Origin of the sequence: Cupriavidus sp. USMAHM13, from assembly GCF_001854285.1 — a bacterium.
GTDB lineage: Bacteria > Pseudomonadota > Gammaproteobacteria > Burkholderiales > Burkholderiaceae > Cupriavidus > Cupriavidus malaysiensis.
Map to the genome: position 1 here is coordinate 2,608,842 of NZ_CP017751.1, position 25,841 is coordinate 2,634,682.

Consider the following 25,841-nt stretch of genomic DNA (forward strand, 5'->3'; position numbering starts at 1 on the left):
ACCCGCGTTTTCTCCCAGACGTGGACGGAAATGAAGAAAAAAAGCCGCTCGCTTCTCGCGAACGGCCTTTCGGGGCGCTAGCCGGCAAATCCGCTGCCGGCCGTCGCAACATCAGTTGGAACCGGCCACCTTGGGCTGCTCCTCGTACATCAGCAGCGGCGGTGCATCGCCGGTGATCGTGTTCTCGTCGATCACCACCTTCTGCACACCCTTGTAGTTGGGCAGGTCGTACATCACATCCATCAGCGATTGCTCGAGGATGGAGCGCAGACCGCGCGCGCCGGTCTTGCGGCGGATGGCCTTGCGCGCGATCGCCGTCAGCGCCGCCGGGCGGATTTCCAGCTCGACGCCTTCCATCGCCAGCAGCTTCTGGTATTGCTTGACCAGCGCGTTCTTCGGCTCGATCAGGATCTGCACCAGCGCCGCTTCATCCAGCTTGGCCAGCGTCGCCACCACCGGCAGACGGCCGATCAGTTCGGGGATCAGGCCGAACTTGATCAGGTCTTCCGGCTCGACCTGGGGCAGCACCTCGGAGGCCTCGCGCTCTTCCTTGCTCTGCACCTGGGCACCGAAGCCGATGCCGGTCTTGTCGGAGCGCTGCATGATGACCTTCTCGAGGCCGTCGAAGGCACCGCCGCAGATGAACAGGATGTTGGTCGTGTCGACCTGCAGGAAGTCCTGGTTCGGATGCTTGCGCCCGCCCTGCGGCGGCACCGAAGCCATGGTGCCCTCGACCAGCTTCAGCAGCGCCTGCTGCACGCCTTCGCCCGATACGTCACGGGTGATGGAGGGGTTGTCGGACTTGCGCGAGATCTTGTCGATCTCATCGATGTAGACGATGCCGCGCTGCGCCTTCTCGACCTCGTAGTTGCAGTTCTGCAGCAGCTTCTGGATGATGTTCTCGACATCCTCGCCCACGTAGCCGGCTTCCGTCAGCGTAGTGGCATCGGCGATCACGAAGGGCACGTTGAGCAGCCGCGCCAGCGTCTGCGCCAGCAGCGTCTTGCCCGAGCCGGTCGGCCCGATCAGCAGGATGTTGCTCTTGGAAAGTTCGACGTCGTCCTTCTTGCCGAGGTGCTTGAGACGCTTGTAGTGGTTGTACACCGCCACTGCCAGAATCTTCTTCGCCGGCTCCTGGCCGATCACGTACTGGTCCAGGCTTTCGCGGATCTCGTGCGGCGTGGGCAGATCGGAGCGCGTGGCCGCGGCGGCGTCCTTCTCGGATGCCGTCGCCTCGTCACGGATGATCTCGTTGCACAGGTCGATGCATTCGTCGCAGATGAACACCGACGGGCCCGCGATCAGCTTCTTGACCTCGTGCTGGCTCTTGCCGCAGAACGAGCAATACAGAAGCTTCTCGCTGGATGAACCTTTTTTATCCGCCATAGGAATCAGTCACATTAGCAGTGTGCGCGCCACGGCAGCGGGCCGCCGCGGAGAAAACGCTTCAAACGCATCATACGCCAAAAAGTCAGGCACTACCGGAGGATCCCCCACCGTGTGGGGCGAACACAAAAAACGAGGCACGAGGCCTCGTTCCGGTGCAGCCTTCGTCATTTCGGAGCCAAGCCTACCCGGCGGCGCCCATCGATGTGAGCGCGCCGAGCCTGCCCCGTCAGCCGCGGCGGGTGATGACCTTGTCGATCAGCCCGTAGTCCATGGCCTGTTCGCCGCTCATGAAGTTGTCGCGATCGGTATCGCGCGCAATCTTCTCGATCGGCTGGCCGGTCACTTCCGACAGGATGCTGTTCAGGCGCTCGCGCAGATACAGGATCTCGCGCGCCTGGATCTCGATGTCCGAAGCCTGGCCACGCGCGCCACCCAGCGGCTGGTGAATCATGATGCGCGAGTTCGGCAGCGCGGAACGCTTGCCCTTGGCGCCTGCCGCCAGCAGGAAGGCGCCCATGCTCGCGGCCATGCCCATGCACAGCGTCGCCACATCTGGCTTGACGAACTGCATGGTGTCGTAGATCGCCAGCCCGGCCGACACCGATCCGCCAGGCGAGTTGATGTACAGCGAGATGTCCTTGTCCGGATTCTCGCTCTCCAGGAACAGCAATTGCGCCACGACCAGGTTGGCGGTCTGGTCATTGACTTCGCCGACCATGAACACGAGCCGCTCCTTCAGCAGGCGCGAGTAGATGTCGTAGGCGCGCTCGCCGCGGCCGGACTGCTCCACCACCATCGGCACCAGCCCCAGCCCCTGGGTTTCCAGGGCAGAAGCCTGCGTGGTGGCGAGCCGGTCAAGCAAATCATTGCGGGTCATGCAAGTTCTCCTGGTATTCGGTGATGGCCAGGCAGCGCAGGCTGCCTGGCGGCACCGGCCGCGCGGCACACTCGGCGCCGCCGGCCGGCTTGCGCCGGACTCAGGCCTGTTGCGGGCCGCCCTGGGCGGTCAGCTCTTCGAAGCTCACCTGCTTGTCGGTGACCTTGGCCTTGTCGCACACAAAATTTACCACGTTGTTTTCGAGCACGTAGGCTTCCATCTCGGCCAGGCGCTGCTGGTCACCGTAGTACCAGCGCATCACTTCCTTCGGATCCTCGTAGCTCTTGGCGAAGTCTTCGATTTCTGCCTTGACCTGCTCGGGCTTGGCTTCCAGGCCATTGGCCTTGACGATCTCGGCCAGGATCAGGCCCAGCTTCACGCGGCGCTCGGCCTGCTGCGCGAACATCTCGGCCGGGATCGGCATGGCCTTGGCGTTGGGCATGCCACGCTGCTCCAGGTCGCGGCGGGCCATCTCGACCAGGCGCTCCTGGTCCTGCTCGATCAGGGCCTTGGGCACGTCCAGCTCGCTGACCTTGATCAGTGCTTCCATGACCTGGTCCTTCAGCATCGAGTGGGTACGACGCTTGACTTCACGCTCGAGGTTCTCGCGGATGTCCGAACGCATCTTGTCCAGGCTGCCGTCGGCGATACCCAGCGACTTGGCGAAGGCTTCGTCGACTTCCGGCAGGTGCGCCCACTCGATCTTCTTCATCGAGATGGTGAACTCGGCGGTCTTGCCCGCCACTTCCTTGCCGTGGTAGTCGGCCGGGAAGGCCAGCGGGAAGACCTTGCTCTCGCCGACCTTCAGGCCCAGGGCGGCCTGCTCGAACTCGGGCAGCATGCGGCCTTCGCCCAGCACGAACACGAAGTCTTCGGCCTTGCCGCCGGCGAACTCTTCGCCTTCGATCTTGCCGACGAAGTCGACCGTCACGCGGTCGCCGCTCTTGGCTTCCACGCTGCCGCCGTCACCGTGCTCGCCGGCCTCGCCGCGCACGTGGTAGTGCACGCGCTGCTTGCGCAGGATGTCGACGGTCTTGTCGATCTCGGCTTCGCTCACTTCGGTGGTGGTGCGGGTGACTTCGGCGCTCGACAGGTCGCCCAGCGTGACTTCGGGGTACACCTCGAAGGTCGCGTCGAACGCCACCTGGTCATCAGCCACGCCCTCGGTCTTGACCTCGAACTTCGGTTGGCCCGCGACCTTGACGTCCTGTTCCTTGGTGATGTCGAAGAACTTGCGCGCAGCCTTGTCGAAGCGCACTTCGAATTCGACTTGCTGGCCGTACTGCTTCTCGACCATCTTCATCGGCACCTTGCCCGGGCGGAAGCCGGACATCTTCACCGTCTTCGACAGGCGAACCAGACGCTCCTGCTTTTCCTTCTCGACTTCGGCCTTGGGAATGGCCAGGGTCACCTTGCGGTCCAGTTTGCCGAGGTTTTCAATGACATTCGACATGGTCGTCAATCCAATCCAGTGATGTGTTTGTTCGTCAGCCAATCCGATTGCGCGCCAGTCCGTGCGGCGCACCGGCAGGAAGCGTCAGCCACGGCGCACCGGCACGCCAGATCACTCTGGTACCGGCAGGCACTCGCGAACTGCAAACTCTCCGCGCAAACGGAAAACGACCATTATCGCACGGTTTTGATTCGCTTCCGGCAGTTTTTACCCTGATTGCCGCCCACCGGCTTCCAGGTGTCCGTGACGCAGTGCCCGGAGCAGCAGCCGCGCCGGATCCAGCGCGTCCGCCAGGTCGCTTTCCAGCGGCAAGGGCTCGCCCTCGATCTGGCTGGCCAGCAATTCGGCCCCCAGGGCGGCCCAGGTCAGCCCGCGCGAAGCGTAGGCCAGCGCCGCGTACAGCCCCGGCAGGCGGGGCAGATCACGCAGGTGCGCGCCGCGCAGGGCCTGCGCGTGCCGCGCCGCCTCAGCCTCGTCGGCCACTGCGCCGACAAAAGGCAGGCGATTGTGCGACACCGTGCGCACGCCGACGTAGCCGCGCAAGCTGGCCGGATCCAGCGCGCGCGCGGCATCGGCCGTGGCCGGCAACAGCGCCGCCAGCCGCGCCAGGTTGGCCGCGTGGATTTCCGGCCGTTCGAAGCGCGGCCCGGCATCGTCTTCATAGCTCGAACCGACGCGCGCGCAAGCGTCCGCCCCCTGCGGCAGCAGGTAGCCGGCGCCGGTGACCACGCAGTCCGGCCAGCGCCCCAGCGCGGCCACCGCCTCGGGTGGCAAGGTGGTCAACTGGCCACGCACCCGGCGCAAGGGCAGGAATTGCAGCGGCAGCAAGCGCTCCGCCTGGTGCGCATTGGCCATGACCAGCACCGGCGCCTCGGCCAGCACTTCGCCGGCGGTGCCGGTCGCCTGCCAGCCGTGCGCTGTGCGGGCCAGCGCGGCCACGGTGCAGCCGAAGCGGGCCTGCACCGCCGCGCCGGCCCGTGCCAGCTGGGCGCGGCAGATGTCCGGCGGCGCCACCCAGCCGCCCTGGCCGAACCACAGGCCGCCGCGCGCAACGGCCGCGCCGTGGCTGGCGGCCGCCTCCTCCGGCGCCATCCAGCGCACGTATTCGGGCGGGAAACCCAGCGCCTGCAGCGCGCCGTGCAGCATGGCCGCCTCGGCTTCGTCCGCCCCGGTCTGCAGCACACCGCAGGCGTGCCAGCCGACCGGGTAACCGGCCTCGGCCAGCGCCTGCCAGGCCCGCAGGGCATACAGGTTGCCCGCCCGCGACAGACGCGAAAGCAGGCTGTCATCGGCGGACAGGTGCGCATGCATAGCCGCGGCGTGATGCGCCGAGGTCTCCTGTGCCGGCCCGGGATGGGCATCGAACAAGGAGATGCGCCAGCCGCGCGACGCCAGGCGCTCGCTCACTGCGCAGCCGGCCAGCCCGGCGCCGATCACGATGGCATGGCGCTCCGGCCATTGCGCCGGCATGACCGGCGGCCGTCGGCGGTTGCGCCATTCGGTGCGCATGCTGGCAACCGTCATGTCGCGCTTGCCGGCGAAACCCGGCGCCTTGGCCACGTCGAACCCCGCCGCCTGCAGGCCGCGCCGGACGAAACCCGCCGCGGTGTAGGTGGCCAGCGTGGCGCCGGGCCGCGCCAGGCGGCCCAGTCCCTTCATCACTTCCGGGGCCCACATGTCGGCGTTGCGCGCCGGCGAGAAACCATCGAGATAGAAGGCGTCGGCGCCCAATGCGAGCTTCGGCAACAAGGTTTCCACGTCGCCCAGCGCCAGTGTCAGCACCACCGCGCCGTCCTCGAACGCGAGCCGGTGCAGGCCCGGCAGCGCCAGCGGCCAGGCAGCCTGCAGCTGCACCGCCAGCGGCTGCAGCGCCGCCTCCAGGCCGGCATGCAACTCGCGCAGGCCAGCCTGCGTGAACGGATGCTTCTCGATGGAGACGAAATGCAGGCGCGCACAGCGCGCCGGATCGTCCCGCCAGGCCTGCCAGGTAGCGAGGAAGTTGAGGCCCTGCCCGAAGCCGGTCTCGACGATCACGAACTGCTCGCGCGCGCCCCAGGCCTGCGGCAGCCGGTTGCCGCCGAGAAAGACATGGCGCGCCTGCGCCAGGCCGCCCTGGCTGCTGTGATAGACGTCCGCGTAGCGTGGGGAATATGGCGTGCCGTCAGGCGAAAGGATGGGTTCGGCAGGTTCGAGTGCTCGTGGCATGGAGCGCGGGGACAGGGTCCGGCCTGGGGCCGGTGGTGCACGGAAGGAGCGTAAGGACTGCGAAGCGGGACAGCGCAAGGTGGACCCGAGGTGGGCCCGAGGTGGACTTCGGGCATACCTGGGGCGGGCCGGATGGTAGCATAGCGCCCTTCCCAGGCATTTCACCGCGCCGGCCGTGCAGGCGCCCCACCCCATGCTCAGCTATCGACACGCCTTCCACGCCGGCAATCATGCCGACGTCCTCAAGCACGCCACCGTGGTGCAGTTGCTCGACCACCTGACGCAAAAGGACAAGGCGTTCTGGTACATCGACACCCATGCCGGCGCCGGGCTCTACGCACTCGACCACGCCTACGCCCAGAAGCGGGCCGAGTACGCCACCGGCATCGCCCCCATCTGGGAAGCCGCCGCCGGCGGTACCGCCTTGCCCGCCCTGCTGGACGACTACCTCGAACAGGTGCGCGCGCTGAACCCGGACGGCACGCTGCGCCACTACCCCGGTTCGCCGTGGCTGGCCTGGCAGATGCTGCGCGAGCAGGACCGCCTGCGCCTGTTCGAACTGCACAGCACCGAGATCCAGGTCCTGCGCGACAATTTCCGCGGCGCCGGGCGCCGGGTCATGCTCTACGACGGTGACGGCTTCGGCGGCATCAAGGCCATCCTGCCGCCGCCGCCGCGCCGCGCGCTGGTGCTGATCGACCCTTCCTACGAGGACAAGCAGGATTACGCCCGCACCGTCCAGACCCTCAAGGACGGCATCGAGCGCTTCGCCACCGGGGTCTATGCCATCTGGTACCCGCAGGTGCAGCGCCGCGAATCGCTGCAACTGCCCGTCCAGCTCAAGCAGTTGCCGCTCAAGAGCTGGCTGCACGTCACGCTGACGGTCAAGCACCCGGTCGAGGGCGGCCTCGGGCTGCACGGCAGCGGTATGTTCATCGTCAATCCGCCATGGCGCCTCGAAGCCACGCTGCGCGAGGCGATGCCGATGCTGTCCGGCCTGCTCGCGCAGGACGACGGCGCCGGCTTCCTGATCGAATCGCACGAAGCCTGAGCCCGGCCGGCGGGGGCACAGCGCAGGCGCGGCCCTCGCTCAGCTCCCTCCGCGCGCCGCCAGGCGCCGACGGAGCAGCGCCGGCACGCGCCCGGCCCTCAGGCCCGCCTTTCGGCCGGCCACATGCGCGCCACGGCCAGTCCGGCGCCGAATCCCAGCGCCAGTCCCACGGCATCGGCCAGCAAGTCTAGCCACTCAGCCGAGCGGTAGCCGGTGAAGGATTGCAGGATCTCGATCAGCCCCCCGAACGCGAGCAGGCCAAGCCAGACCCGGCCCGGCCATGCCGGGTACGCGCGCCATCCTGTCAGCATCAGCACCGCGAAGCCCAGCATATGGTTGGATTTGTCCCAGCCGGTAGTGGGCACATACGGCTCGGGCGGGATCAGCGAAAGGACCAGCACGGCCAGCACGCAGGGCCAGAAGAGGCAGCGCCAGAGACGCGGCGCGCGCGGGGACAGCGGCATGGGTCGAACTCCGGAGGAAGGCGCGGACGGACGCCGATTGTAGCGACAACACCACCGCAGGGATGCCGCTGGCCGGCCCATCCCCTCCTCGGCGGGACACCGACATCCTTTCCGGCAGCAGGACTTCCCTGCCGCATGCGCGCCAGCTATACTGTATATTCATACAGTATTCATCGCCTTCGACGATCCGTCGCCTGACCTGCCCTGGCCCGCCGCCAGCCCCGCCGAGGAACGCCATGCGCCCAGAACCTGCCAACTGCCCGCTCTGCAAGTCCGCCGCCGAACGCATGCGCAAACGCGGGCCGGCCGGCTTTGTCTACACCTGCCCGGCTTGCGGCAGCTTCGAAATGGGTAATGCGGCGCTGCGCCAGGCGGCCAGCCTCGGCGGCGCACTCCAGGCCGACCTGCGCCGCTTGCGCCAGTACGGCTATCGGCCGCGGATCGACTTCAACAGCCGGGACGGCATGCGCATCAGCCCGGCCGACACCTCACGGAACTGAACATGGTGCAATTCGCGGTCGATGCCATCTCGCTGGAATCCGATCCGATCGGCGGCCACGCCGAGTCGCTCCGCCTGCCCTGCGCGGCGGTCTGCGTGACAGAGGGCGTGCTGCTGGTGAACGGGCTGCACACCAGCCTCCTTGCGCAACTGCCATGGCCCCCCGACTACCTGTCCTTCGAGGCCGGCGGCGAACGTCATCGCTTTCCGGTTGCGCGGCCCGCGATCACCGGCCCCAGGGCCGCGCGCTTTCCCATTCTTTGAGTCCGAAACCAACCCCCGGTCCTCGCCAGGCCCCCTCCTTCTGAGTCGGCCAAGGGGTGGCCGAACACATCGCATGCCTGGTCACCCTCGAACGCTTGCAGCCAGCCAACGCCGTCTGCCACGGCAACCCGCGCGGCGAGCCGGCATCCGCGGCGCAACCAGCCTGGCGGACGGGGGCGCTGCTTCCCCCGCTGCTTCCCCTGCTGCGCGCCCCCTGCTACTTCCCATTTCCGCGCGGGCCGGCGACCATCGCGCCCCCTCTTTCCATTGACCTGCACCGCAACAACATGGCCTCGAACAAAGCCCACCACGCGACCGGATGGGCTGCAGGCCTGATCGCCGCAGCGCTGGTCGCTCATGCTGGCACGGCCGGCCCCCAGGGACTCCGGGCCGGCCTGGCGCTGTTCGGCGCGATCGCCGGCGGCACGGCTCCGGATTGGCTCGAGGTGGCCTGGTGGTCGCGTTCGCGCCGGCTGTGGATCACGCATCGGACCCTGACTCACTGGGGCATCGGCTGGGCCGCTGCGTGCGCCTGGGCCTACCATTCGCTGGCCGCACATCCCGTCGCCGCACTGGGCTTCGGCTTCGCCTGCGGTGGACTGATGCACCTGCTGGCCGACTGGCCGAATCCCCGTGGCGTACCCTGGATCTACGGCAGGCACTCGCTCAAGCTCTGGAACAGCGGCCGCTGCGACCTGATCGTTATTGCAGCTGCATGGCTGGCCGCCGCCGCGGTCGCCGACCACGTCTGGTTCCACGGTATCCATAGCCGCTGGCTTGTCGACGTGGTACGCGCCGGGCGCCCGATTTCCTGAGCAGGCAACGCGCACCTTGCGGCGGCATGCGCAGGCGTCTGCCGGCATCCATGCCGCCCTTCCGCAGCCAGAGCACGACGACGCCCCCCCTCCCGAGGATACCGGGCGCATGACTCACGACACGATTCGGGTATCCGGGCCTCGCTAAGGGGCAGCTGAGGGGCAGCTGAGGGGCAGCTAAGGGGCAGCTGAGGGGGCAACCAAGGGGCCCCTGCTCCCGACCCGGATCTCCCGTCCGAGAACCAGGTTCCTGACCCTTCCCCGGGTTATGGCAGCCCTGGCAAAAATCCCTCTGCGCAAACCCCGGCACCGTATGTGCCGCCATATTGTCTGCCCACCCCGCACACATGCCGATCGAATATCGAAAGAGAAGCCATTTATTTCCCAGCCATCCTTTCAGGATAAAAACCCCACCAACGAAGGGCATTACCACGCCGCTCACGGGATTCCCACAGCCCCGCCCGTGACAAGGCAGCACAGCCGGACCAACAAGGACTAAAATCGCCGTTTTCCAGTTGCCATTGCCCTCGGTCCGATGCGTTGGCTTGTCGACGCCGGCGTTCCCGCCAGTCAGGTCATTTCGCGCACAGGATTGGTACGCCGCGGGGAAATGGATTATCCAGGCCGCACGTCGCGGAGACATGCACACGATCGGGCGCTCACGCTGTTCGGCAAAATATACTCCCGCCGGAAAGACGGCGCCGGCCCCAATGGGTAATGCGCAGCGGATGGCATCGAAATCAGAACAAGCAACGGAAGCTGAAACAGCGAGGGAAGCACAATGCATGTGAAGTACCTGATGATTACCATCGCCGCCGCGACTGTGACGGCCTGCGGGGGCGGGGGCGACTCCGGCTCCCTGTCATCCCTGGTCTCGCAACCGACGAACCCGACCCCGGCTCCCACGCCGACACCCACACCGACACCGACACCGAGCCAGGTACCACAGAGCGCGGCCGAGGGGATCTGGATCGGCACGACCAATACCAACCGTACGGTCAACGGCGTGGTACTCAACGATGGCAGCTACTATCTCTTCTATTCGCCAGCCGGGCAGCCGGGGCAGATCGGCGGCGTCATCCAGGGCAGCGGCACGGCCAAGGGCGGCAGCTATGCTTCCGGAGATGGCCGCGACTTCAACCTGGCGGCGAACACCTTGACCGCACTCAGCCTGTCGAGCAGTTACCAGGAGCAGAAGACGCTCGCCGGCATGGTCACCTACGTCGCGGCGGGCGGCCCCACGGAGACGCTGACAACGGTCTACAGTTCCATGTACGAGGCGAAGCCGGCACTCTCCGCTCTCGCCGGCCAGTATTCGGTCCAGATCGGCGTGCTCGGCACCGTCGGCACGGCGACGCTCGCCGTGGGCAGCGACGGCTCCCTGGTCGGCTCGAGCGCCAGTATCAGCACCAGCACCAGCAATAGCTGCGGCATCTCCGGTACGTTGGCACCACGCGATCGGGGCAACGCCTACGATGCAACCATCGTGTTCGACGCCAATTGCGCCTACCCCACGCAGACCACGAAGGGAGCCGCCTATTTCGATGCTTCCAGCAAGCGCCTCTATGTGGTTACGGTGAACAACGAACGCACCCGCGCCGCAGCGATCGTCGGTACCAGACCCTGATGCCCCGCCTCACCATGCATTGACATGGGCTCAAGGCACGGGTCTCTTACGCCCGGCACGCCCGACGCCCTTCGCCATAGACGATGGCAAGAGGCAATGCGCCCGCCCTAACGTAGAATTCGCGCCGGAGAATCGCCGGCGCGAATGTGTCACGCTACGGAGGCCTCTATGAGCGTCACCTTGAAATTCTGGTCAGAGGACGGCGAAGTCGCGGCCGTCGATGTGCCGCCTGCGGAACTGGCCACGCAACTGAATCCAAGCCCGACGGGAACCACCGTCGCGCAACCGCCGGCCCACCGGTCGCAGCCGGAACGCTGGACCATGCCGGACGAACCGGACCACCTGGGCGATTTCGCGTAGCACGAAACCTCATCGGATACGCTGCCTTGGGGACAGCGCGGCACAGGCGCCGCAGGAGAAGGGGCCTCCATCACGGGCCCATAGCGCGCCCTGCAGCGCGGGCCGCCCCTTCAGGGCTGCTCAGGCATCCGCCAGCCGCGAGGCGAACTGCCGCGTGATCATTTCCACGCCGAGATCGAGCAGCATCGACGCATCGGAATCATCACCGATCGACGCCACGCTGACCAGCCGGAAGGACAAGACTGTCATCGTGTACTTCTGCCGGTACACATCCGCATAGGACTTCAACTGATGCAGGGCGTCGTTGAGGGGCAGCAAGGTGGCATATGCCGCCAGCCGTGCGCGCGAACTGACGAAGCTGTTCGCATTGGGTTCTGTCCGGGTCGACAGTGTTTCCTCAAGTGTCAACAGCAGCATCGCAACCTCTCTCACCCTCATACCCGGCGGACAGACACGGCAACCGATCGGCCTGCAGGCCGCCTGTAGGCATATCGGAGCGCGGATTGCCCGGCCGCGGCAGGAAACCGTCATCTGCGGCAGCCGCGCGGACGACCATGTCGGGATCATACGCCGCCGATAACTGCCCGCCACCCTGCCCGAGCAGGCCACCCGATCCGAGCGGCGGCAGACCCGCCCGGGGCTTGCGCCTCGCGCGGGGATCATGCGCTCCATGCGCCACGGCATGGAAACCGGATAGAATCGGCGCCGGGCCGTTCGCCGAACAGCCCGCCCCCACCAGCCGGACTCGCACCCTGATATGTTGCCGCCAGCCAGCGCAGCGCCCACCACCCGACCGCATGGCACCGCCGGCGAAATCCTGGCCGTGTTTCTCAAACTGGGCCTGACTTCCTTCGGCGGGCCGGTCGCCCACCTCGGCTACTTCCGCCGCGAATTCGTCGAGCGACGCCAGTGGCTGAGCGACGAGGCGTTCACCGACCTGGTCGGACTGTGCCAATTCCTGCCCGGGCCAGCCAGCAGCCAGGTCGGCTTCTCGATCGGCATGCTGCGCGCCGGCTGGCTCGGAGGGCTGGCCGCCTGGTGCGGCTTCACGGTGCCTTCCATCCTGCTCCTGCTTGCTTTCGCCGCCATCGCGCCGGGACTCGGCGGAGCGCTCGGCCAAGGCCTGATCCACGGCCTCAAGCTGGCCGCGGTGGCCGTCGTTGCGCAAGCCGTCTGGGACATGGCGCGCAAACTGTGCCCCGATCACCGTCGGGCGGCCATCGCGCTCAGCGCCATCCTGCTCCTCAGCGTGCTGACAACGGTCTACGCGCAGGTCATCGCCATCGGTGCCGGGGCCGTGCTGGGACTGCTGCTGTGCCGGCGTACCGATGGCGCCGGCATGGGTGCGCCTGCATCACCCGCGCCAGGCGGCCCGCTCTCGCGCCGGACCGGAATCCTGGCGCTGGCACTGTTCTGCGCACTACTGATGCTGGGCACCGCGCCGCTGCTCGGCCAGCAGTTCGGCCGCGCGGCCGAAGTCTTCGACGCGTTCTACCGCTCGGGCGCATTGGTATTCGGCGGTGGCCACGTCGTACTGCCGCTGCTGCAGAACGAAACCGTGGCCACGGGCTGGGTGTCGTCAAGCGATTTCCTGGCCGGCTACGGCGCGGCGCAGGCGGTGCCCGGTCCCCTGTTCACCTTTGCCGCCTACCTGGGCTGGATGATGGCCGAACCGCCCCACCACCTGGCCGGTGCCGCGCTCGCAACGGCCGGCATCTTCCTGCCCGGCCTGCTGCTCGTGCTGGCGGCCTTGCCCTTCTGGCACACGCTGCGTGCCCGACCGGTGGCCGCGGCCATGATGCGTGGCGTCAATGCCGCCGTGGTCGGTCTGCTGGCCAGCGCACTCTATTCCCCGGTGTGGACCAGTGCGGTGCATACTCAACCGGATTTTGCCGCCGCCGCGATAGCCTTTGTGCTGCTCACCCGCTGGAAGGCACCGCCCCTGGTGGTGGTCCTGCTGTGCGCGCTGGCCGGCATCGCCCCGGCGGCGGTGGGCTGAGGCGAAAATCCGCCGGCTGCCGCCGGCACCGTACGCAGGCCAGGCCACGCTGCCAGTCCACGGATGGCCGCGATGAACTCACAAGCAACCGGCATGGGCGGCATGGACGACATGAACAGCAAGAAGCACTGGGAAGCGGTCTATGGCAGCAAGAGCGCCGACGCGGTCAGTTGGTATGCGCCGCATCTGCAGACCTCCCTGCGCTACATCCAGCGCGCCGCGCCCGACCGCCACAGCCGCATCATCGATATTGGCGGCGGCGAGGCCACGCTGGTCGACGACCTGCTCGCCGCGGGATATGAGAATCTCGCCGTGCTCGACCTGTCGGAAACGGCACTCGCGGCAACCCGGCTACGCCTCGGCACGGCGGCCGCAGCGGTGCAATGGCTCGCTGCGGATGTGCTCGAATCCGACTTCGCCCCGGATTCGCTCGATGTCTGGCATGACCGCGCCGTCTTCCACTTCCTGACCACCGACTTGCAGCGCCGGCGCTACGTCCAGCAGGTGCTCAAGGCCCTGCGCGTCGGCGGCCATGCGATCGTCGCCACGTTCGGGCCGGACGGTCCGCTCCAGTGCAGCGGCCTGGACGTTGCGAGGTATGCGCCGGAGCAGTTGCATGGAACCTTCGGTGCGCCATTCCAGTTGATGGACAGCACCACCGAGATCCATACCACCCCCTGGGGCGCCCCCCAGCAGTTCACCTACTGCTTCTGCCGCATGCAGGAGCGCTGACCGGCATCGGGCCCGAGCCATGGCAACAGCGGGCGGTGCGCCAGCGGTGCCATACCCCCGGCCGACCGCGTGCGGACCAGATCCGCCACCTTTGTTTGCAGAAGCAGACGCCGAAAACAGCCATACTTTTCCAATATGCCGACGCCGCACGGCATGTACGATTCACTAAAACGAATTCGGGAAAGTCCATGCCCTACATCAAAGCGGCAGCCTGCCTGCTCGCCTGCGTAGTGGTCAGCCTGGTCCTGGCCGACCGCTATCCCCAGTATGACGATGCCCTCGCCCTGGCGGGCCTTGCGTCCGGTCTCGCGCTCGCGGGCCGCGCGGTCTTCCGCGGCATCCGCAAAGCCAGCTGATTTCCCCTTCCCTGGCCGGGCTCCCGGCCTATCCGGGCGCTGAGCGCCGGCTCCTGCGCTGAGCCGGCCCACCTGCCCGGCGCGCCTCGCGACCCGTTTCCGCGACCTCCCTGCCCGTCCTTTCCGCACGTTTCGCGGCTCGCCGAGAATCAGCTCGACGTTCATTGCCCTCACTCGCAAACGCTAAGCCGGGCAGCCGGCCTGCCTGCCACCCCGGCGCGCCACGACGCCACATTCCCCTGCGTATTGCCTGCCGCCTTGGGCGCCAGCGCGAATTCACCTCCCGAGCCCATGGCGAAGACGATGCGTCAACCACGAAAGAATTGCGAAAGTAAAGTGTCAAAAATATTTCATTAAGTTTTACTTATATCTGTGTTCAAATTATCTAAAGCAGCGTTGCTGCACTCCCAAGCGCGCCTATTGCGCAAGGCTGGCCGGCAACCATGCCAGCCAGCCCCCTTTTCCTCCCAACCCCACATTCGAGGTAATACGGAAAAGGCGTTGGAGAATCGATACACAGCTCGCCGCGCCTCCACGATCCGACATGACTGTGCTCTACTTGGCATGCGCAGGCCGCTATGCGCAATCCTTGTACGCCGGGCAACCGAGCCATTCCGTTGTCCGGCGTCTTCCTCCCTCGCGCTGGCGCCGCCCACCGGCCGCATTGGTATCACCGCCCTCCAGTCAGAGAAACAGAGGCCGATTTCCCCTTCATTTCCCCGGCTCGGCGACCGCACCTCGGGCGTAGGATCCGTATCATGATCGTGCTCCTCGAGGAAACTGCATGCCGCACCTCAAGGCTCTTGCCACCCTGTCTGGCTGCCTGACGCTCGCCATGCTGATGGCGCAGCGGTTCCCCCAATATGCCGACGGCATGGGCCTGGCCGGCATCACCCTTGGCCTCGGACTCGCCGGACGCCTCATTTTCCAAAGCCCGGACAGGACCATCGATCCTTGATGGCGGGCCTGCCCCGACCGGGCGATCCTTCGCCTGTCGGGGCCTCCCCGTTTTTCGGCACCGCCCGCGCACGCCCAGCCTGACGCAGCCCAGGCCTGCCCGCGCCTGGCGCCGCCTCTCTGCGCCGCGCCATCCCGCCAAAACCTCTCCCCGGCGAAAAGCCACCATTTCAGCACAATGCCGGACCATGCATCCCACGGCCGGTAGCGTCCGCATGCGTCCAGACCCCGCCCAGGGCGCAACGCCTCGGCAGCCGCGATAACGCCTCGCCAATCGACACGCACGTAGTCGTGCAATGGCTCAATGGCGCAATGGCGCAATCGCAAGCACACCCGCCAGCCCGACGTGCCGACAGCGAATTACGGCATTAATGTCTCACTCATAAGACGTATATTCATATTATCGGAATAATCATGCATTTTGACATTTTTAGCATATTAAACAGGACACCACCAATACGGACGTCGCCACCGCCACCTACCGCACCGTGGCCCAGCTCGACTTCTCCACCGGCAAGCTCGCCTTCACCCATACCAACGCCTATAGCGGCAACAACGGGCGTGCGGCGGTCCTCGCCGGTGGCATGTACTACATGGTGGGCAACGCCGGCAACTCGGGCAAGAATCCCAAGCCGACCACCGCACAGCTCGACATGCTGAGCATGAGTACCGGTGTACAGAGCATTGCGGCCGGCAGCACGTGCGCCTTCACGCAAGTGATCGGCACCTTCCAGTCCGGATCGGGCACCGGCACCTACACGGCCGCGCCGGCCGGTACCGCTTGCTCGCTGGCAAGCCTCGGCACCATCGCCAGCCTGCCGACCACGCCGGCCACCGCAGCCGACAAGACCGGCAAGGATGTCAATCTGCGCGGCCTCTATGTCGGCCCGGACGGCACCATGTACGTGTCCAAGGGCAGCGGCGGTAATGGCGTGAACACGGTCTACCAGGTCGGCGCGGCAGGCGTGCTCGCCAACGGCGGCAAGCTGCCGCAGAACGCGGCCATCAGCATCCTGCCAGGCTTCCCCACCACCCTGGCGACGAACCTGCCGGCCGGCATCACCTCGGCGAGCCAGGTCACCGGCACGATGTATCCGTTCGGTATGTGGATGCCGTCGAGCAACACGTCACTGATGTTCGTTGCGGATGAGGGTGATGCCGTCGTCGGCGACCAGCAGATCGGCAGCGGCGGCCTCTGGGTCTACCAGAAGCAGAGCGGCATCTGTACGCCGATCGCCCACCTGACGGCGGGCCTGAATCTCGGCACCGCCTACACCGTCACCGATGCCAAGGGCACGTATGGCACCGCCGGCGCCAGCTACACCACCACGCCGGACGGGCTGCGCAACCTGACCGGCCAGGTCAACAGCGACGGCTCCTTCACCCTGTACGCGACGACCTCCACGATCGGCAACAGCCTGGGCTCAAAGTTCGACGCGGGCGCCGACTCGAACCAACTCGTCAAGATCACGGTATCCGTCAACGGTTCGACCGTGACGGCAAGCGGAAGCGGCTTCAGCGTGATGCAAACCGCGCCGTACGGCCAGGTCCTGCGCGGCGTGGCACTGGTGCCGAGCGCCTCCTAGGCGACAAAGCGCACCTGATACGGTGGCGGGCCATTGCCGGACGGCCCGCCATCCTGTGGCGCGCAGCCAGCAGCTTTGGCTTGGCCTGGCGACCCTGCGTCGCCCACCTCAATCCTCAGTCGCTGCCGCCGGCGGGTCCGTCACGACGTGATAGGCATCCGCAGCCGTCTCGACGATCCCCGTCATCACGCACAGCAGGTCTTCATCGACCGCACCGTCAGCGCGGACACCGGTCGCGGTCGCGGCCCCGGCACCGGGCGGGTCGAAGGCAAAGACCACCACCGAGGCCAGGTCGGGACACTCCCGCAGGCGGGCGTTCAGCTCGTCCAGGTACTGCTGCCTGGTCAGCGGCGTGCGCAGGTCCATCGGGGGGAAGCTCATGAGGAAGCTCAGGCGAGCTTATGGGGAAGCTTGTGCGGAACCGCCAGAAGGAAAACTCAGAAGTCCCAGCTATTGAGCGCCACATCGCCGGACGCATCCGCCGCCCACTTCTGCCTGGCGGCCTCCAGGATGCGGTCGCGATGGGCGTGGAAAACGTCGATCGGCCGGCCGATCTGTCCCTGCGTCAGGGCGTCCAGGGCCGAACGCGAGACGAAGCCTCGTCCGGCAGCAGCGCCTGCGCGGATAGCAAAAATGACCTGCTCGCCGTCTTCGGACAAGCTGGCGGTGTGGATGTCGAATACGGCCGACATAGGCGTCTCCGGTTGGGTGAGCGATGCATGCTAGCACGAAGCCGGATTCCACCCTGCCCCACGTCGGCATGGAATCAGGTGCCTTGCGATCCACGCCTTGTCGCCACGCCAGCGCATACGCCCCCGAAGCTCAGGGCAGTTCCAGTCCTCCTCCGGCCTGCGGCCTCGCTCAGCTTCGGCGGCCGAAGAACTGAAGCACAAGGGAAGCACAAGGGAAGCACACCTGCAAGACGGGCTTCCGTCCGCCCGCTGCGATGGGGTATCGAATGAGAGCCACTGTACTGCCGTGACCGCCGGGCGGCTTTTCGCCGCTCGGGAGCCACGGAAGCATGAAGACACACCTCGAACCGACCTTTCAAGGGCGCGCCTGCCTTGCCCGACGCGCCCATCGAGGTGGCACGCGCCAAGTGGATCATGCGCAAGGTCAGCTCAGTAGCGATCGCGCTGATGCTGGTCGTCGCGATCACGATCGTGATCGTCGCCGTACCCGCGATGCTCACCTCGATCACCTCGATCACCTCGATCACCTCGATCGCGATCCCGCTCGCGGTAGGCGGGATCGCCACGATGTTCGTCACCATATGGCGCAACGACGCAGCCGCTCATCAGCACCGTGGAGGCAGCCAGCAACACAAGAATGAACCGCATGGATCCCTCCCTCTTCGCCATGATCTTTTTCTAGCCTATGCACGGAGTTGCCGGCTAGCTGTAAGCAATCGTTTCCGACCGCTTCCGACCAAGCGGGTTGTCCGTCAACGCCCCACCGCGCGTCAATGGCGGCGGACGAGCGCGACCGATGCCGGCCGGTCAGCAGTTCCCCTTCTTGGCCTGGCCGGGCGGGCAGAACGACTCATTGCCGTACGGGTCGACCCGGCAATTGCCCTTCTTCGCCTGGCCGGGCGGGCACCCCGGGCCAGGGCCGCCACCGCGATAGCCGTCGTCGTAGGGTGCAACAACGCAGCCGCCAAGCAGCGCGCTGCAGGTGATCAGCAAAGCCAGTCCCTTGCGCATCGATCTCTCCTGTCGTGAGGATTTTGTGCGGCCAAGCATATCCGGACCGGTTCCGAGAATCTGTAATGAATGGTGAACGCGACGCCAGCGGTGCTCCGCATCGATCTGAAGCATCGATCCTGACGCATCGCACAGACAGTGCTCTTGCATACCGAAAGGCACCCGCCCTATTCAGCATCGTTCAAGCGCGGCATCGTTCAAGCGCCGGCATACAGTACGATACCGCGAAACAACTCAGGGAAAATCATGCGTTACGTCAAGGCAATTGCCATCCTGCTCGTCTGCATCCTGCTGGCCGGACTGCTCTCCCGGCAGTGGCCCCACCTGAGCCCGATCCTGGTGATGGTCGGCGTGGCAGCCGGATTCGCCCTGGCGGCCCGCGAAGTCAGGCGCGAGTGAAGTGAGACAGCCATGAGCAACGTCATTCTCGAGTCGCTACTGACCTGCCCGCACTGCGGCTTTTCCCGGCGCGAGACCATGCCGACGGACGCCTGCCAGTTCTTCTACCAGTGCCAGGGCTGTGGCGTCGTGCTACAGCCAGAGCGAGGGGACTGCTGCGTCTTCTGCTCATTCGGGACGGTGAAATGCCCGCCCGTCCAGCAGCAGCGCGAATGCTGCAGATAACGAAGTTGGCGCAGCAATAACCCACGCCAACGGTCAGCGAGTTGGAGGGACGCCCCGTTTATAGGCTTAGCGAAGAAATCTCGCCACGCTATGCCGAGATCACCTCCGCTCCAGGTCCCGGTATGGGTTTCCAACCGGACAAGCCCGCAAGAAAGGAGACAGTTTTCTCGCGTACCGAATCGGTCCCAGGTGCAGGAATCCAGGAAAGGAGACTCGCATGAACCATAGATTGACAATCGGCATAGTGGCCGCAGCCTTGATGACCTGTCTCGCCCTGACCGCGCATGCACGCGGCGGAGGCATGGGCGGCGGCATGGGCAGTGGCGAAAGAATGGGCGGGGAGCCAGGTGGACAATCCAGTAGCCACATGAGCAACACGGGCCAGCGCAATACGAACGGCCAGGAATCCCTGGATCGTGACAAAGGCAAAGCACGCGCGGAAGACCGATCGGGATCGCATCATGCGAACCAATCCGGCAATCGTCATCCCCAGCGCAACAAGAAGCACTAGGTGGCGTTCGCTCTCGCATGCAGAGGGGGAACAAAGAACAGCCATCCCGCCACGTACGGTCGTGCCTTCGCCCCGACTTGCCGATCGCGCACCTTGCGCAGGGCCATCCGCCAATCATGCGATCGCCCCCTTTCCACAACACGACGTTACACAACGCCGAAACAGCTTGAGCACAATCCGGCGAGGAATGAGGACACGGCCGGCCCTATCCTGCAAGGGCAGCGTTCCGCCGCGTGCTTCGAATACGGAATTCCCCGCCAGCCAGCCTCCCTCCATGGCCGGCGTCCTTTTGCCTTCATTCTGTCTGCCGTCACTCGCCACGGCTGCCCCAGGACCGGCTCGATCGACAGGGGGGGGCACCACGACACACTTTCGCCACAACTTTCCGCGCAGGCGCCGCTAGACTGCACTCGTCAACGCTTGCGCTCTTGCGCGGGGCTGGTCGCCAGACAGCCGGCCAGCCCTCTTTTTTCCCATACCCGAGACGTCACCACGCAGGGGGGATCCTCCAGAATACCTGCAGCGCGGCCAACTCGACGTCCATCAGTTGTCACACCGGACAGGGGTTGACGTGCCAGCCGGGCACAGCCATAAGCGCGGTGATCCCCTCGATCCTTGGGCTTCCCAGCGCACTCTTCCGCCTCGACCGGCAGCCTCGCAATCGGCAGCACCCCGCGCAGCACCTATGTGGTACCTCCCCTCTCCTGTGAAACAATCGAGAACTCTCAACTTCACAAGAGCCGATCACCGGGGAATTCATGGACAACTCACAGCTTCAAGTCCTGCGGGAAACCCTCGAGCACCTGCTCGACAGGGTCAACGAACTGGAGCAGCAGAACAAAGCCTGGCGCACGGCGTTCAATCTGCTTCTGGCACGGTCCGATCTGGCCGAGCTATCGATTCACGACCTGTTCGAAACTCATGAGCACCGCGATCAACTCGCTGCCAGGGCCAGGCAGAACGCCACGGACCTGCTCGACACGCGCGCCGAGCAGCCGAATCCGGAATACGAGCAATACCTGACGCTATCGCTGGCAGGGCTGCTCGAAGCCGCGGGAGAGCCGCCGCGCTGAGCGGAAATCCACGCACCTCACTCATATAGACGATCCCGGACGAGATCGGGCAGGCCACGACGATCTCGCCTGATCTCACCGCCTCGGCACAATCCATCTCCGTGGCATCCCCATAGCCAATCCCCCCCTCCCCTTGAAGAGAAGCGTATCGAATTGGTACGCTGATTTTTTGTGGAGCCTACGCTTCCCGGAGATTTCGCTGCACGACGGGAAGCGACCTTCCGCCCCCCAATCGCCATTCCATCTTCGCCCCAGAACCTGAGGGCGGCAGATATGGAACTAAACAGCGAAGCGGCTCGCCAAACTCATGCAGGCCGTCTTGGCAATCCTCTGCCTAGACGATCGAGAAGGATATAGCCGCCCGAGTCGTGCAGACTTCCGCACATATTCTGCCGGCGCCCGATCCGCACCCATGTTGGGGGCCATCATGACTGACTTGCCGACGAGCCGTCCGACGGCCGCTATCGCGCCGAGAATTGTAGCAATAGGGGCATCTGCCGGAGGTATCACGGCTCTGCAGAAATTGTGCGAAACGCTACCGCTCGATATCCCCTTTGCAATCGTCGTGCTGCAGCATCTACCCCCGGCGAATTCCAGCATGCTGCCCACGCTGATCTCCCGCTGGACAGCAATACCGGTCCGTATCGCTACCGAAGGATCCCGGCCAGACACCAATTGCATCTACATTCCGTCGCCAGAACACATTCTGACGTTGGAGCACGGAGTCTTTCGAACAAGAGCTGCCGATGGGGGCGGCCGCCGACCAGGCATCGATTCCATCGACGCCTTTCTCGAAAGCGTGGCGCGATGCCCCGGGCCATTCCCGATCGCCGTGATTCTTTCTGGCACCGGCATGGACGGAACGGCGGGAGCCGTGCGCATTCGGCAAGCTGATGGGGTCGTGATTGTCCAAGACCCGCTTACAGCCCTGCACGATAGCATGCCAAACGCCGTCATACAGCGGGGTATCCACGACCACATTCTCCCGGTCAGCGCCATCGCACAGCAGATATTGATGTGCATCGAGCCGGAATACAAGCGACCGTCCACATCGATCGACTGGCCGAACGACGTCAGTAAAACCCTGGACCGAATCATCTGCTCAATCCGGAGACAATCTGGTTTCGACCTCAGCGGCTACAAACCTTCACCTTTGTTCTGGCGCATCCAACAGCGCATGGATGCCCGGCGGGTATGGACTTTCGCAGATTATTCGTCTCTCATCGAAGATGATCCGATCGAGCTTGAAACGCTCAGCCGATCGCTTCCGATTCATGTGACCGAATTTTTCCGCGATCATGATGCATGGATAGTACTAAAAAGAGATGTCCTTCCGGATCTCTTCCATGCCGCTAAGAAATTCCAGCCGATACGCGCATGGAGCGCTGCGTGCTCCACAGGTGAAGAGGCCTACTCCATTGCGATGCTTCTCGATGAGGTGTCGCAGGAGAGCAATGGCCAGGCAGACTATACGGTGTTTGCCACGGACGTCGCACCGGAGATTCTGGCACGCGCCGGTCGCGGGCTGTTTCACGAGAGTTCCCTTGCCGGCGTGTCCCTTGCGCGTCGCGCCGCCTATTTCTACGCGGTGGACCAACAGTTCCGCATCAAGCGACCATTACGTGAGCGAATGGTTTTTGCTCCGCACAACCTCATCCTGGATCCGCCTTTTGGTGGCATCGATTTCGTGACATGCCGGAACCTATTGATCTATTTGGAGCGGGAAAAGGTTGACCATGTGCTTGCCGCCCTGTTTTCTTCCCTCAGGATCGGCGGCTATCTCTTTCTTGGAAAAGGTGAATCATATCACCTGAATAATCTAGGATTCGAGGTCATCTCCCCCAAATGGAATATCTTCCGCAAAACCTCATTGCATTTCGGAACGAGTATAGCAAGACTTCCTACCAGACCGACCACGACCACTGCAAACCTTGCCGCAGGAGAACAACGGATTGCACTAGAGCAAGCTGGCCTCCCGTCAGCACTAATCGATGAAGCAGGATCCATTCTGAGGCTTTACGGGAATACAGCTGGCATCCTGAGCCTTCCTGCCGGTGAGCCCACGCACAATATCTTCCAACTTGTCTCCAGGAACTCAAGCCTGAGATTAAAAATCGCGGTGCAGCAGGCTTTCTCTGATCATGAGCCCATGAACCTGATCGACCTTGACCGCCGACCACAAGATCCAGCCTCAGTTGGTGTGCGCTTGACGCCACTGCAAAATCCAGCTGGAGCGTGGAATAGGATGTTCATTACATTCCTTCCCGAGGAAGGAATTCTCGACAAGCCGCAAGCACCTGACGCGCCCTCCGGCGAGGCCGATGGGCAATACTACCCTGAGGCTTCCGAGCGGTGGCGCGACGATGACGCACGGATAACCCGCGAGGAATTGGAGGCATCCCGGGAGGAATTGCAAGCGTTAAACGAAGAGTTGAGAGCATCCAATTCACAACTCAACGCCAGCAACGAGGAGCTCAACGAGTCGAACTACCAGTTGCGCGAAAAAATCGACCAGTTAAACATGCAGAACCGCGTGCTTTTTTCCGGGGAAGTCATGACTCTTTTCCTGGACCGTGACCTGAGGATACGCTGGTTCACACCCGCCATGCAATCCGTTTTTAAATTGGCACACTCAGATATCGGTCGAAAAATCTCCGATCTCGTGTCAATATTTGACGATCCGGCCTTCTACCCCGACATCCAAGACGTGCTCCATGCCACGGAGTCGCGAGAAATCGTTGTTGCAAGCCGCGACCCGAAAAAATATTTCTCCAGACGAATTCACCCCTACCAATCCGTCCCAGGAAGAATTACTGGTGTCGCCGTGACATTCTCCGACGTCACAGATCGAACGATCATCGAACTCAAGTTGCGACAACGCGAGATATGGCTCAATGCACAGATGTCAGCTTTCGAGCTCGCGATGACCAATGCGCCAATCGAGCATTCCCTTGGACTGCTAATCAGCGCGCTGGCAGATGGAACCGAAGATGATCGGCGATGCGCCTTTTACATCGCACAGGGAGATGGCTTGAGACATGTGGTTGGCATGCCCGACGAATACGCGAAGTGCGTGAATGGATTCCTGATTGCCGAGGAATCGCTCGCATGCGGGCTGGCAGTTGCGACGGGGAAGCCGGTGATTACACGAGACATCATGATCGAGCCACGCTGGAAACCATGGATCTGGCTGGCAAAGAGATTCGGGTATCGAGGCTGCTGGTCTTTCCCCGTTATGGAAACCCGTGGGACCCCACTCGGCTCGCTCGCCATGTACTTTGCGGAGCCCCGCGAGCCGACGCCGATCGACCTCGAACTCGCGTCGTTATTCACGAAGACTGCGGCAATCATCATTGCCAGACATCAGCAAACAAGACTTCAATGACGTAGTGCCTTGGTGTCGACAGGTGCGCGGCCATCACAGCATCGGCTGCGGGGGGCGTTCGCAGGAAAATCCCCGGGACAAGCACTGATTATTGCGCGTAAAAGTACCCAATTGCTGGGTGCTGGAAGGGTATGCCCGCCCCGGTGGTCTCGCTGCGCAGGAGATTGCGGAAATTTATTGGGGGGAGACGAGAAGAGCCTTATAAGGCAGTTGGTGCGAGGGAGGGGACTCGAACCCCTACACCATTGCTGGCGTCAGGACCTAAACCTGGTGCGTCTACCAATTTCGCCACCCTCGCGGTCCATGGGCGCGGCCCGGGCGGGCCTGCGCTTGCTCGTCACTGGCTGTGCAGCCCCGGCAAACAAAAAAGGCGGCTGGTACTGCCCGCCCTTTCCTGTCTGCCTGGCCCGGAGTGTGGTCCGGGCGGCCGACGTGCCGTGCGCCGGTAGCGCAACGAGGCAGCGGATTGTAGCGCAAGCGCGCGCCTGAATCCAGTCCCCGGGGCGCCGGTGCCAGCGCTCGGTTCTGCCGGCGGATGCAGGCCAGTACCAGCACGGTGGCGGGCGGCTTGACGCCGATGGCGGCGAGTTCGTCGATGTGGTGCTGGACGGCGGCGGCATCGCGGCCGGTCCAGCCGGCGACGATGAATTGCCGGACGTCGAGGGCGAGCGCGCCCTCGCCGGCTGCCTGGAACTGCAGTGTCGGCATAGCTGCTACCTGTTACGGGGGAGGAAGGTCGGTCACATCGTCCGGATAATGTTCTTCCGGAATTCGTCGATGTGTTCGCGGATGGCCTTCGGCACCGCGCGGCGAAAATGATGGCGATGCATGTTCCCAGCGACATTTCGGGCAGGTATGATTAATGCCGAGCCAAAGGTATCGATAAACGATATGTACATATCTTGGTGCAATACGGCCTGCCCATGGTGCAGCAGCTCCCGCGGATGGTGCGATGCCCCGGCCCCGGCCCCGCACCAGCGGCCGCGCAACGGCCCGAACCGACCCGTGACGAGATGACCTCCCTGCCGCCCGCCTCCCCTCGAACCGCGCGCGCCGACGCAGCGTCGGACGCCGAGCGTCCCGATCCGCTCTTCAACCAATCGCTGGAAAAAGGCCTGGAAGTGCTGCGCGCTTTCGGCGCCGCGCACCGCACGCTGACGCTGCCGGAACTGGCCGCGCTGACCGGCATGACCAAGAGTTCGGCACAGCGCACCGTGCATACGCTGGAATGCCTCGGCTACATGGCCAAGCATCCGCAGACGCGGCGCTTCCGGCTGACCCCCAAGGTGATGGAGATCGGCTTCAACTATCTCGCCGCGGATCCGCTGATCGCCGCGGCCAGCCCCTACCTGTCGCAGCTCGCGCGCGACAGCGGCGAAACGGCCAACCTGACCGAACCGGTGGGCCTGGAGATGGTCTATGTGGCGCAGCTGATGACATCGAAGTACATCCCGGTGCTGACCCCGGTGGGCATGCGCATCCCGATGTACTGCACGAGTTCCGGACGGGCCTACTTGAGCACGCTGCCAGACGCCGAGGCCATTACGCTGCTGGAGCGCTCCCAGCGCGTGGCGCGCACGCCCGCCACGCTGACCGAGGTACAGGCCATCCTGGCGCGCGTGCAGTCGTGCCGCCAGTTCGGCTTTGCCGTCAACGAAGAGGAGCTGTTCCTCGGCGACATGGGGCTGGCCGCGCCCATCGTCGATCGCCAGGGAATGGCGGTGGGCGCCGTGCACGTGTCACCGCCGGCCAGCCGCTGGACCATGGCCGAGGCGCAGCGCAAGCTGGCGCCGCTGGTCATCGAATGCGCGCGGGCGATCTCGCTGTCCCTGGCGCACTGAGGCGGGCCGGGTGCCCGCAAGACAAAGCAAAGCGGCCTGCAAACCAGGCCGCCCCACCAGTGTTGCGCAT

At 64.7% G+C, this 25,841-nt stretch carries 27 protein-coding genes, 1 tRNA gene and 1 pseudogene; 17 read left to right on the forward strand and 12 right to left on the reverse strand.

The genetic code is table 11. The features are described 5' to 3' along the window. Window positions 1-111 precede the first annotated feature (111 nt). From clpX to mnmC, 4 genes are all read right to left on the reverse strand, one after another. The gene (gene clpX, locus BKK81_RS11415) at window positions 112-1,386 is read right to left on the reverse strand and encodes an ATP-dependent Clp protease ATP-binding subunit ClpX (protein ID WP_071012917.1); all 1,275 of its coding nucleotides are present in this window, start codon (window positions 1,384-1,386) and stop codon (window positions 112-114) included. A 229-nt stretch (window positions 1,387-1,615) separates the two neighbouring features. Then, window positions 1,616-2,266 carry an ATP-dependent Clp endopeptidase proteolytic subunit ClpP gene (gene clpP / locus BKK81_RS11420; protein ID WP_071012918.1) on the reverse strand — a complete coding sequence of 217 codons (651 nt, stop codon included), beginning with the start codon at window positions 2,264-2,266 and terminating at the stop codon, window positions 1,616-1,618. A 100-nt stretch (window positions 2,267-2,366) separates the two neighbouring features. Further along, a complete protein-coding gene (tig, locus tag BKK81_RS11425; RefSeq protein WP_071012920.1) occupies window positions 2,367-3,719 on the reverse strand; it encodes a trigger factor in 1,353 nt (450 codons plus the stop codon). A 207-nt stretch (window positions 3,720-3,926) separates the two neighbouring features. Then, window positions 3,927-5,924: a bifunctional tRNA (5-methylaminomethyl-2-thiouridine)(34)-methyltransferase MnmD/FAD-dependent 5-carboxymethylaminomethyl-2-thiouridine(34) oxidoreductase MnmC gene (gene mnmC / locus BKK81_RS11430; protein WP_071012921.1), complete on the reverse strand. Its 1,998-nt coding sequence runs from the start codon at window positions 5,922-5,924 to the stop codon at window positions 3,927-3,929. A 193-nt stretch (window positions 5,925-6,117) separates the two neighbouring features. On the opposite strand from mnmC, the gene BKK81_RS11435 reads away from it, so the two are divergent. After that, a complete protein-coding gene (locus tag BKK81_RS11435; RefSeq protein ID WP_071012923.1) occupies window positions 6,118-6,975 on the forward strand; it encodes a 23S rRNA (adenine(2030)-N(6))-methyltransferase RlmJ in 858 nt (285 codons plus the stop codon). Between the two features lie 98 nt (window positions 6,976-7,073). Here BKK81_RS11435 and BKK81_RS11440 read toward each other — a convergent pair whose 3' ends face one another. Then, a complete protein-coding gene (locus BKK81_RS11440) occupies window positions 7,074-7,439 on the reverse strand; it encodes a VanZ family protein (RefSeq protein WP_071012924.1) in 366 nt (121 codons plus the stop codon). 236 nt (window positions 7,440-7,675) lie between these two features. Here BKK81_RS11440 and BKK81_RS11445 point away from each other — a divergent pair, with 236 nt between their 5' ends. The 5 genes from BKK81_RS11445 (at window position 7,676) to BKK81_RS11465 (ending at window position 11,004) form a co-directional block, all read left to right on the forward strand. Further along, window positions 7,676-7,939 carry a hypothetical protein gene (locus tag BKK81_RS11445; RefSeq protein ID WP_071012926.1) on the forward strand — a complete coding sequence of 88 codons (264 nt, stop codon included), beginning with the start codon at window positions 7,676-7,678 and terminating at the stop codon, window positions 7,937-7,939. A 2-nt stretch (window positions 7,940-7,941) separates the two neighbouring features. Continuing rightward, entirely contained in the window at window positions 7,942-8,202 is a 261-nt protein-coding gene (locus BKK81_RS11450; protein WP_071012928.1) for a hypothetical protein, read from the forward strand. Between the two features lie 287 nt (window positions 8,203-8,489). Beyond that, window positions 8,490-9,017, forward strand: a complete 528-nt coding sequence (locus tag BKK81_RS11455) for a metal-dependent hydrolase (RefSeq protein WP_071016382.1) — start codon at window positions 8,490-8,492, stop codon at window positions 9,015-9,017. Between the two features lie 787 nt (window positions 9,018-9,804). After that, window positions 9,805-10,644 carry a hypothetical protein gene (locus BKK81_RS11460; RefSeq protein ID WP_156811233.1) on the forward strand — a complete coding sequence of 280 codons (840 nt, stop codon included), beginning with the start codon at window positions 9,805-9,807 and terminating at the stop codon, window positions 10,642-10,644. 168 nt (window positions 10,645-10,812) lie between these two features. Continuing rightward, entirely contained in the window at window positions 10,813-11,004 is a 192-nt protein-coding gene (locus BKK81_RS11465) for a hypothetical protein (protein WP_071012931.1), read from the forward strand. 120 nt (window positions 11,005-11,124) lie between these two features. On the opposite strand, the gene BKK81_RS11470 is transcribed toward BKK81_RS11465, so the two are convergent. Further along, window positions 11,125-11,421 carry a hypothetical protein gene (locus BKK81_RS11470; RefSeq protein WP_071012933.1) on the reverse strand — a complete coding sequence of 99 codons (297 nt, stop codon included), beginning with the start codon at window positions 11,419-11,421 and terminating at the stop codon, window positions 11,125-11,127. Window positions 11,422-11,761: 340 nt separating this feature from the next. Between BKK81_RS11470 and chrA the strand changes: the two genes are divergently transcribed. From chrA to BKK81_RS11485, 5 genes are all read left to right on the forward strand, one after another. Further along, entirely contained in the window at window positions 11,762-13,003 is a 1,242-nt protein-coding gene (chrA, locus tag BKK81_RS11475) for a chromate efflux transporter (RefSeq protein ID WP_071012934.1), read from the forward strand. 111 nt (window positions 13,004-13,114) lie between these two features. Beyond that, complete coding sequence (locus tag BKK81_RS11480; RefSeq protein WP_071016384.1) at window positions 13,115-13,735, forward strand: class I SAM-dependent methyltransferase; 621 nt, start codon at window positions 13,115-13,117, stop codon at window positions 13,733-13,735. Window positions 13,736-13,923: 188 nt separating this feature from the next. Next, the gene (locus BKK81_RS35360; protein WP_156811235.1) at window positions 13,924-14,091 is read left to right on the forward strand and encodes a hypothetical protein; all 168 of its coding nucleotides are present in this window, start codon (window positions 13,924-13,926) and stop codon (window positions 14,089-14,091) included. A gap of 784 nt (window positions 14,092-14,875) precedes the next feature. Continuing rightward, window positions 14,876-15,049: a hypothetical protein gene (locus BKK81_RS35365; RefSeq protein WP_156811237.1), complete on the forward strand. Its 174-nt coding sequence runs from the start codon at window positions 14,876-14,878 to the stop codon at window positions 15,047-15,049. A 487-nt stretch (window positions 15,050-15,536) separates the two neighbouring features. Further along, entirely contained in the window at window positions 15,537-16,634 is a 1,098-nt protein-coding gene (locus BKK81_RS11485; RefSeq protein WP_071012936.1) for a hypothetical protein, read from the forward strand. A 108-nt stretch (window positions 16,635-16,742) separates the two neighbouring features. Here BKK81_RS11485 and BKK81_RS11490 read toward each other — a convergent pair whose 3' ends face one another. From BKK81_RS11490 to BKK81_RS37005, 4 genes are all read right to left on the reverse strand, one after another. After that, window positions 16,743-17,015, reverse strand: coding sequence for a hypothetical protein (locus tag BKK81_RS11490; protein ID WP_071012938.1), 273 nt, complete (start codon window positions 17,013-17,015; stop codon window positions 16,743-16,745). Window positions 17,016-17,071: 56 nt separating this feature from the next. Then, window positions 17,072-17,326: a DUF1488 family protein gene (locus BKK81_RS11495; RefSeq protein WP_071012940.1), complete on the reverse strand. Its 255-nt coding sequence runs from the start codon at window positions 17,324-17,326 to the stop codon at window positions 17,072-17,074. Between the two features lie 429 nt (window positions 17,327-17,755). Further along, window positions 17,756-17,974 carry a hypothetical protein gene (locus BKK81_RS37000; protein WP_156811240.1) on the reverse strand — a complete coding sequence of 73 codons (219 nt, stop codon included), beginning with the start codon at window positions 17,972-17,974 and terminating at the stop codon, window positions 17,756-17,758. A gap of 159 nt (window positions 17,975-18,133) precedes the next feature. Continuing rightward, window positions 18,134-18,337, reverse strand: a complete 204-nt coding sequence (locus BKK81_RS37005) for a hypothetical protein (RefSeq protein ID WP_071012944.1) — start codon at window positions 18,335-18,337, stop codon at window positions 18,134-18,136. A 246-nt stretch (window positions 18,338-18,583) separates the two neighbouring features. Between BKK81_RS37005 and BKK81_RS36005 the strand changes: the two genes are divergently transcribed. From BKK81_RS36005 to BKK81_RS11520, 5 genes are all read left to right on the forward strand, one after another. Further along, the gene (locus BKK81_RS36005) at window positions 18,584-18,736 is read left to right on the forward strand and encodes a hypothetical protein (protein WP_167366674.1); all 153 of its coding nucleotides are present in this window, start codon (window positions 18,584-18,586) and stop codon (window positions 18,734-18,736) included. A gap of 12 nt (window positions 18,737-18,748) precedes the next feature. After that, complete coding sequence (locus BKK81_RS36390; RefSeq protein ID WP_071012946.1) at window positions 18,749-18,961, forward strand: GDCCVxC domain-containing (seleno)protein; 213 nt, start codon at window positions 18,749-18,751, stop codon at window positions 18,959-18,961. 217 nt (window positions 18,962-19,178) lie between these two features. Then, window positions 19,179-19,472 carry a hypothetical protein gene (locus BKK81_RS35375; RefSeq protein WP_156811242.1) on the forward strand — a complete coding sequence of 98 codons (294 nt, stop codon included), beginning with the start codon at window positions 19,179-19,181 and terminating at the stop codon, window positions 19,470-19,472. Window positions 19,473-20,230: 758 nt separating this feature from the next. Continuing rightward, window positions 20,231-20,545, forward strand: coding sequence for a hypothetical protein (locus tag BKK81_RS11515; RefSeq protein ID WP_071012947.1), 315 nt, complete (start codon window positions 20,231-20,233; stop codon window positions 20,543-20,545). 427 nt (window positions 20,546-20,972) lie between these two features. Continuing rightward, window positions 20,973-23,930 (forward strand): CheR family methyltransferase, encoded by a 2,958-nt coding sequence (locus BKK81_RS11520; RefSeq protein WP_071016385.1) that lies wholly within the window; start codon window positions 20,973-20,975, stop codon window positions 23,928-23,930. 211 nt (window positions 23,931-24,141) lie between these two features. On the opposite strand, the gene BKK81_RS11525 is transcribed toward BKK81_RS11520, so the two are convergent. Both BKK81_RS11525 and BKK81_RS37010 read right to left on the reverse strand, forming a co-directional pair. Then, window positions 24,142-24,228: transfer RNA gene (locus BKK81_RS11525), tRNA-Leu, on the reverse strand. 254 nt (window positions 24,229-24,482) lie between these two features. Further along, window positions 24,483-24,638, reverse strand: a pseudogene (locus tag BKK81_RS37010) (DUF2848 family protein); the annotation flags it as partial. 305 nt (window positions 24,639-24,943) lie between these two features. On the opposite strand from BKK81_RS37010, the gene BKK81_RS11535 reads away from it, so the two are divergent. After that, window positions 24,944-25,771, forward strand: coding sequence for an IclR family transcriptional regulator (locus BKK81_RS11535; RefSeq protein ID WP_071012951.1), 828 nt, complete (start codon window positions 24,944-24,946; stop codon window positions 25,769-25,771). The last annotated feature ends 70 nt before the right edge of the window (window positions 25,772-25,841 follow it).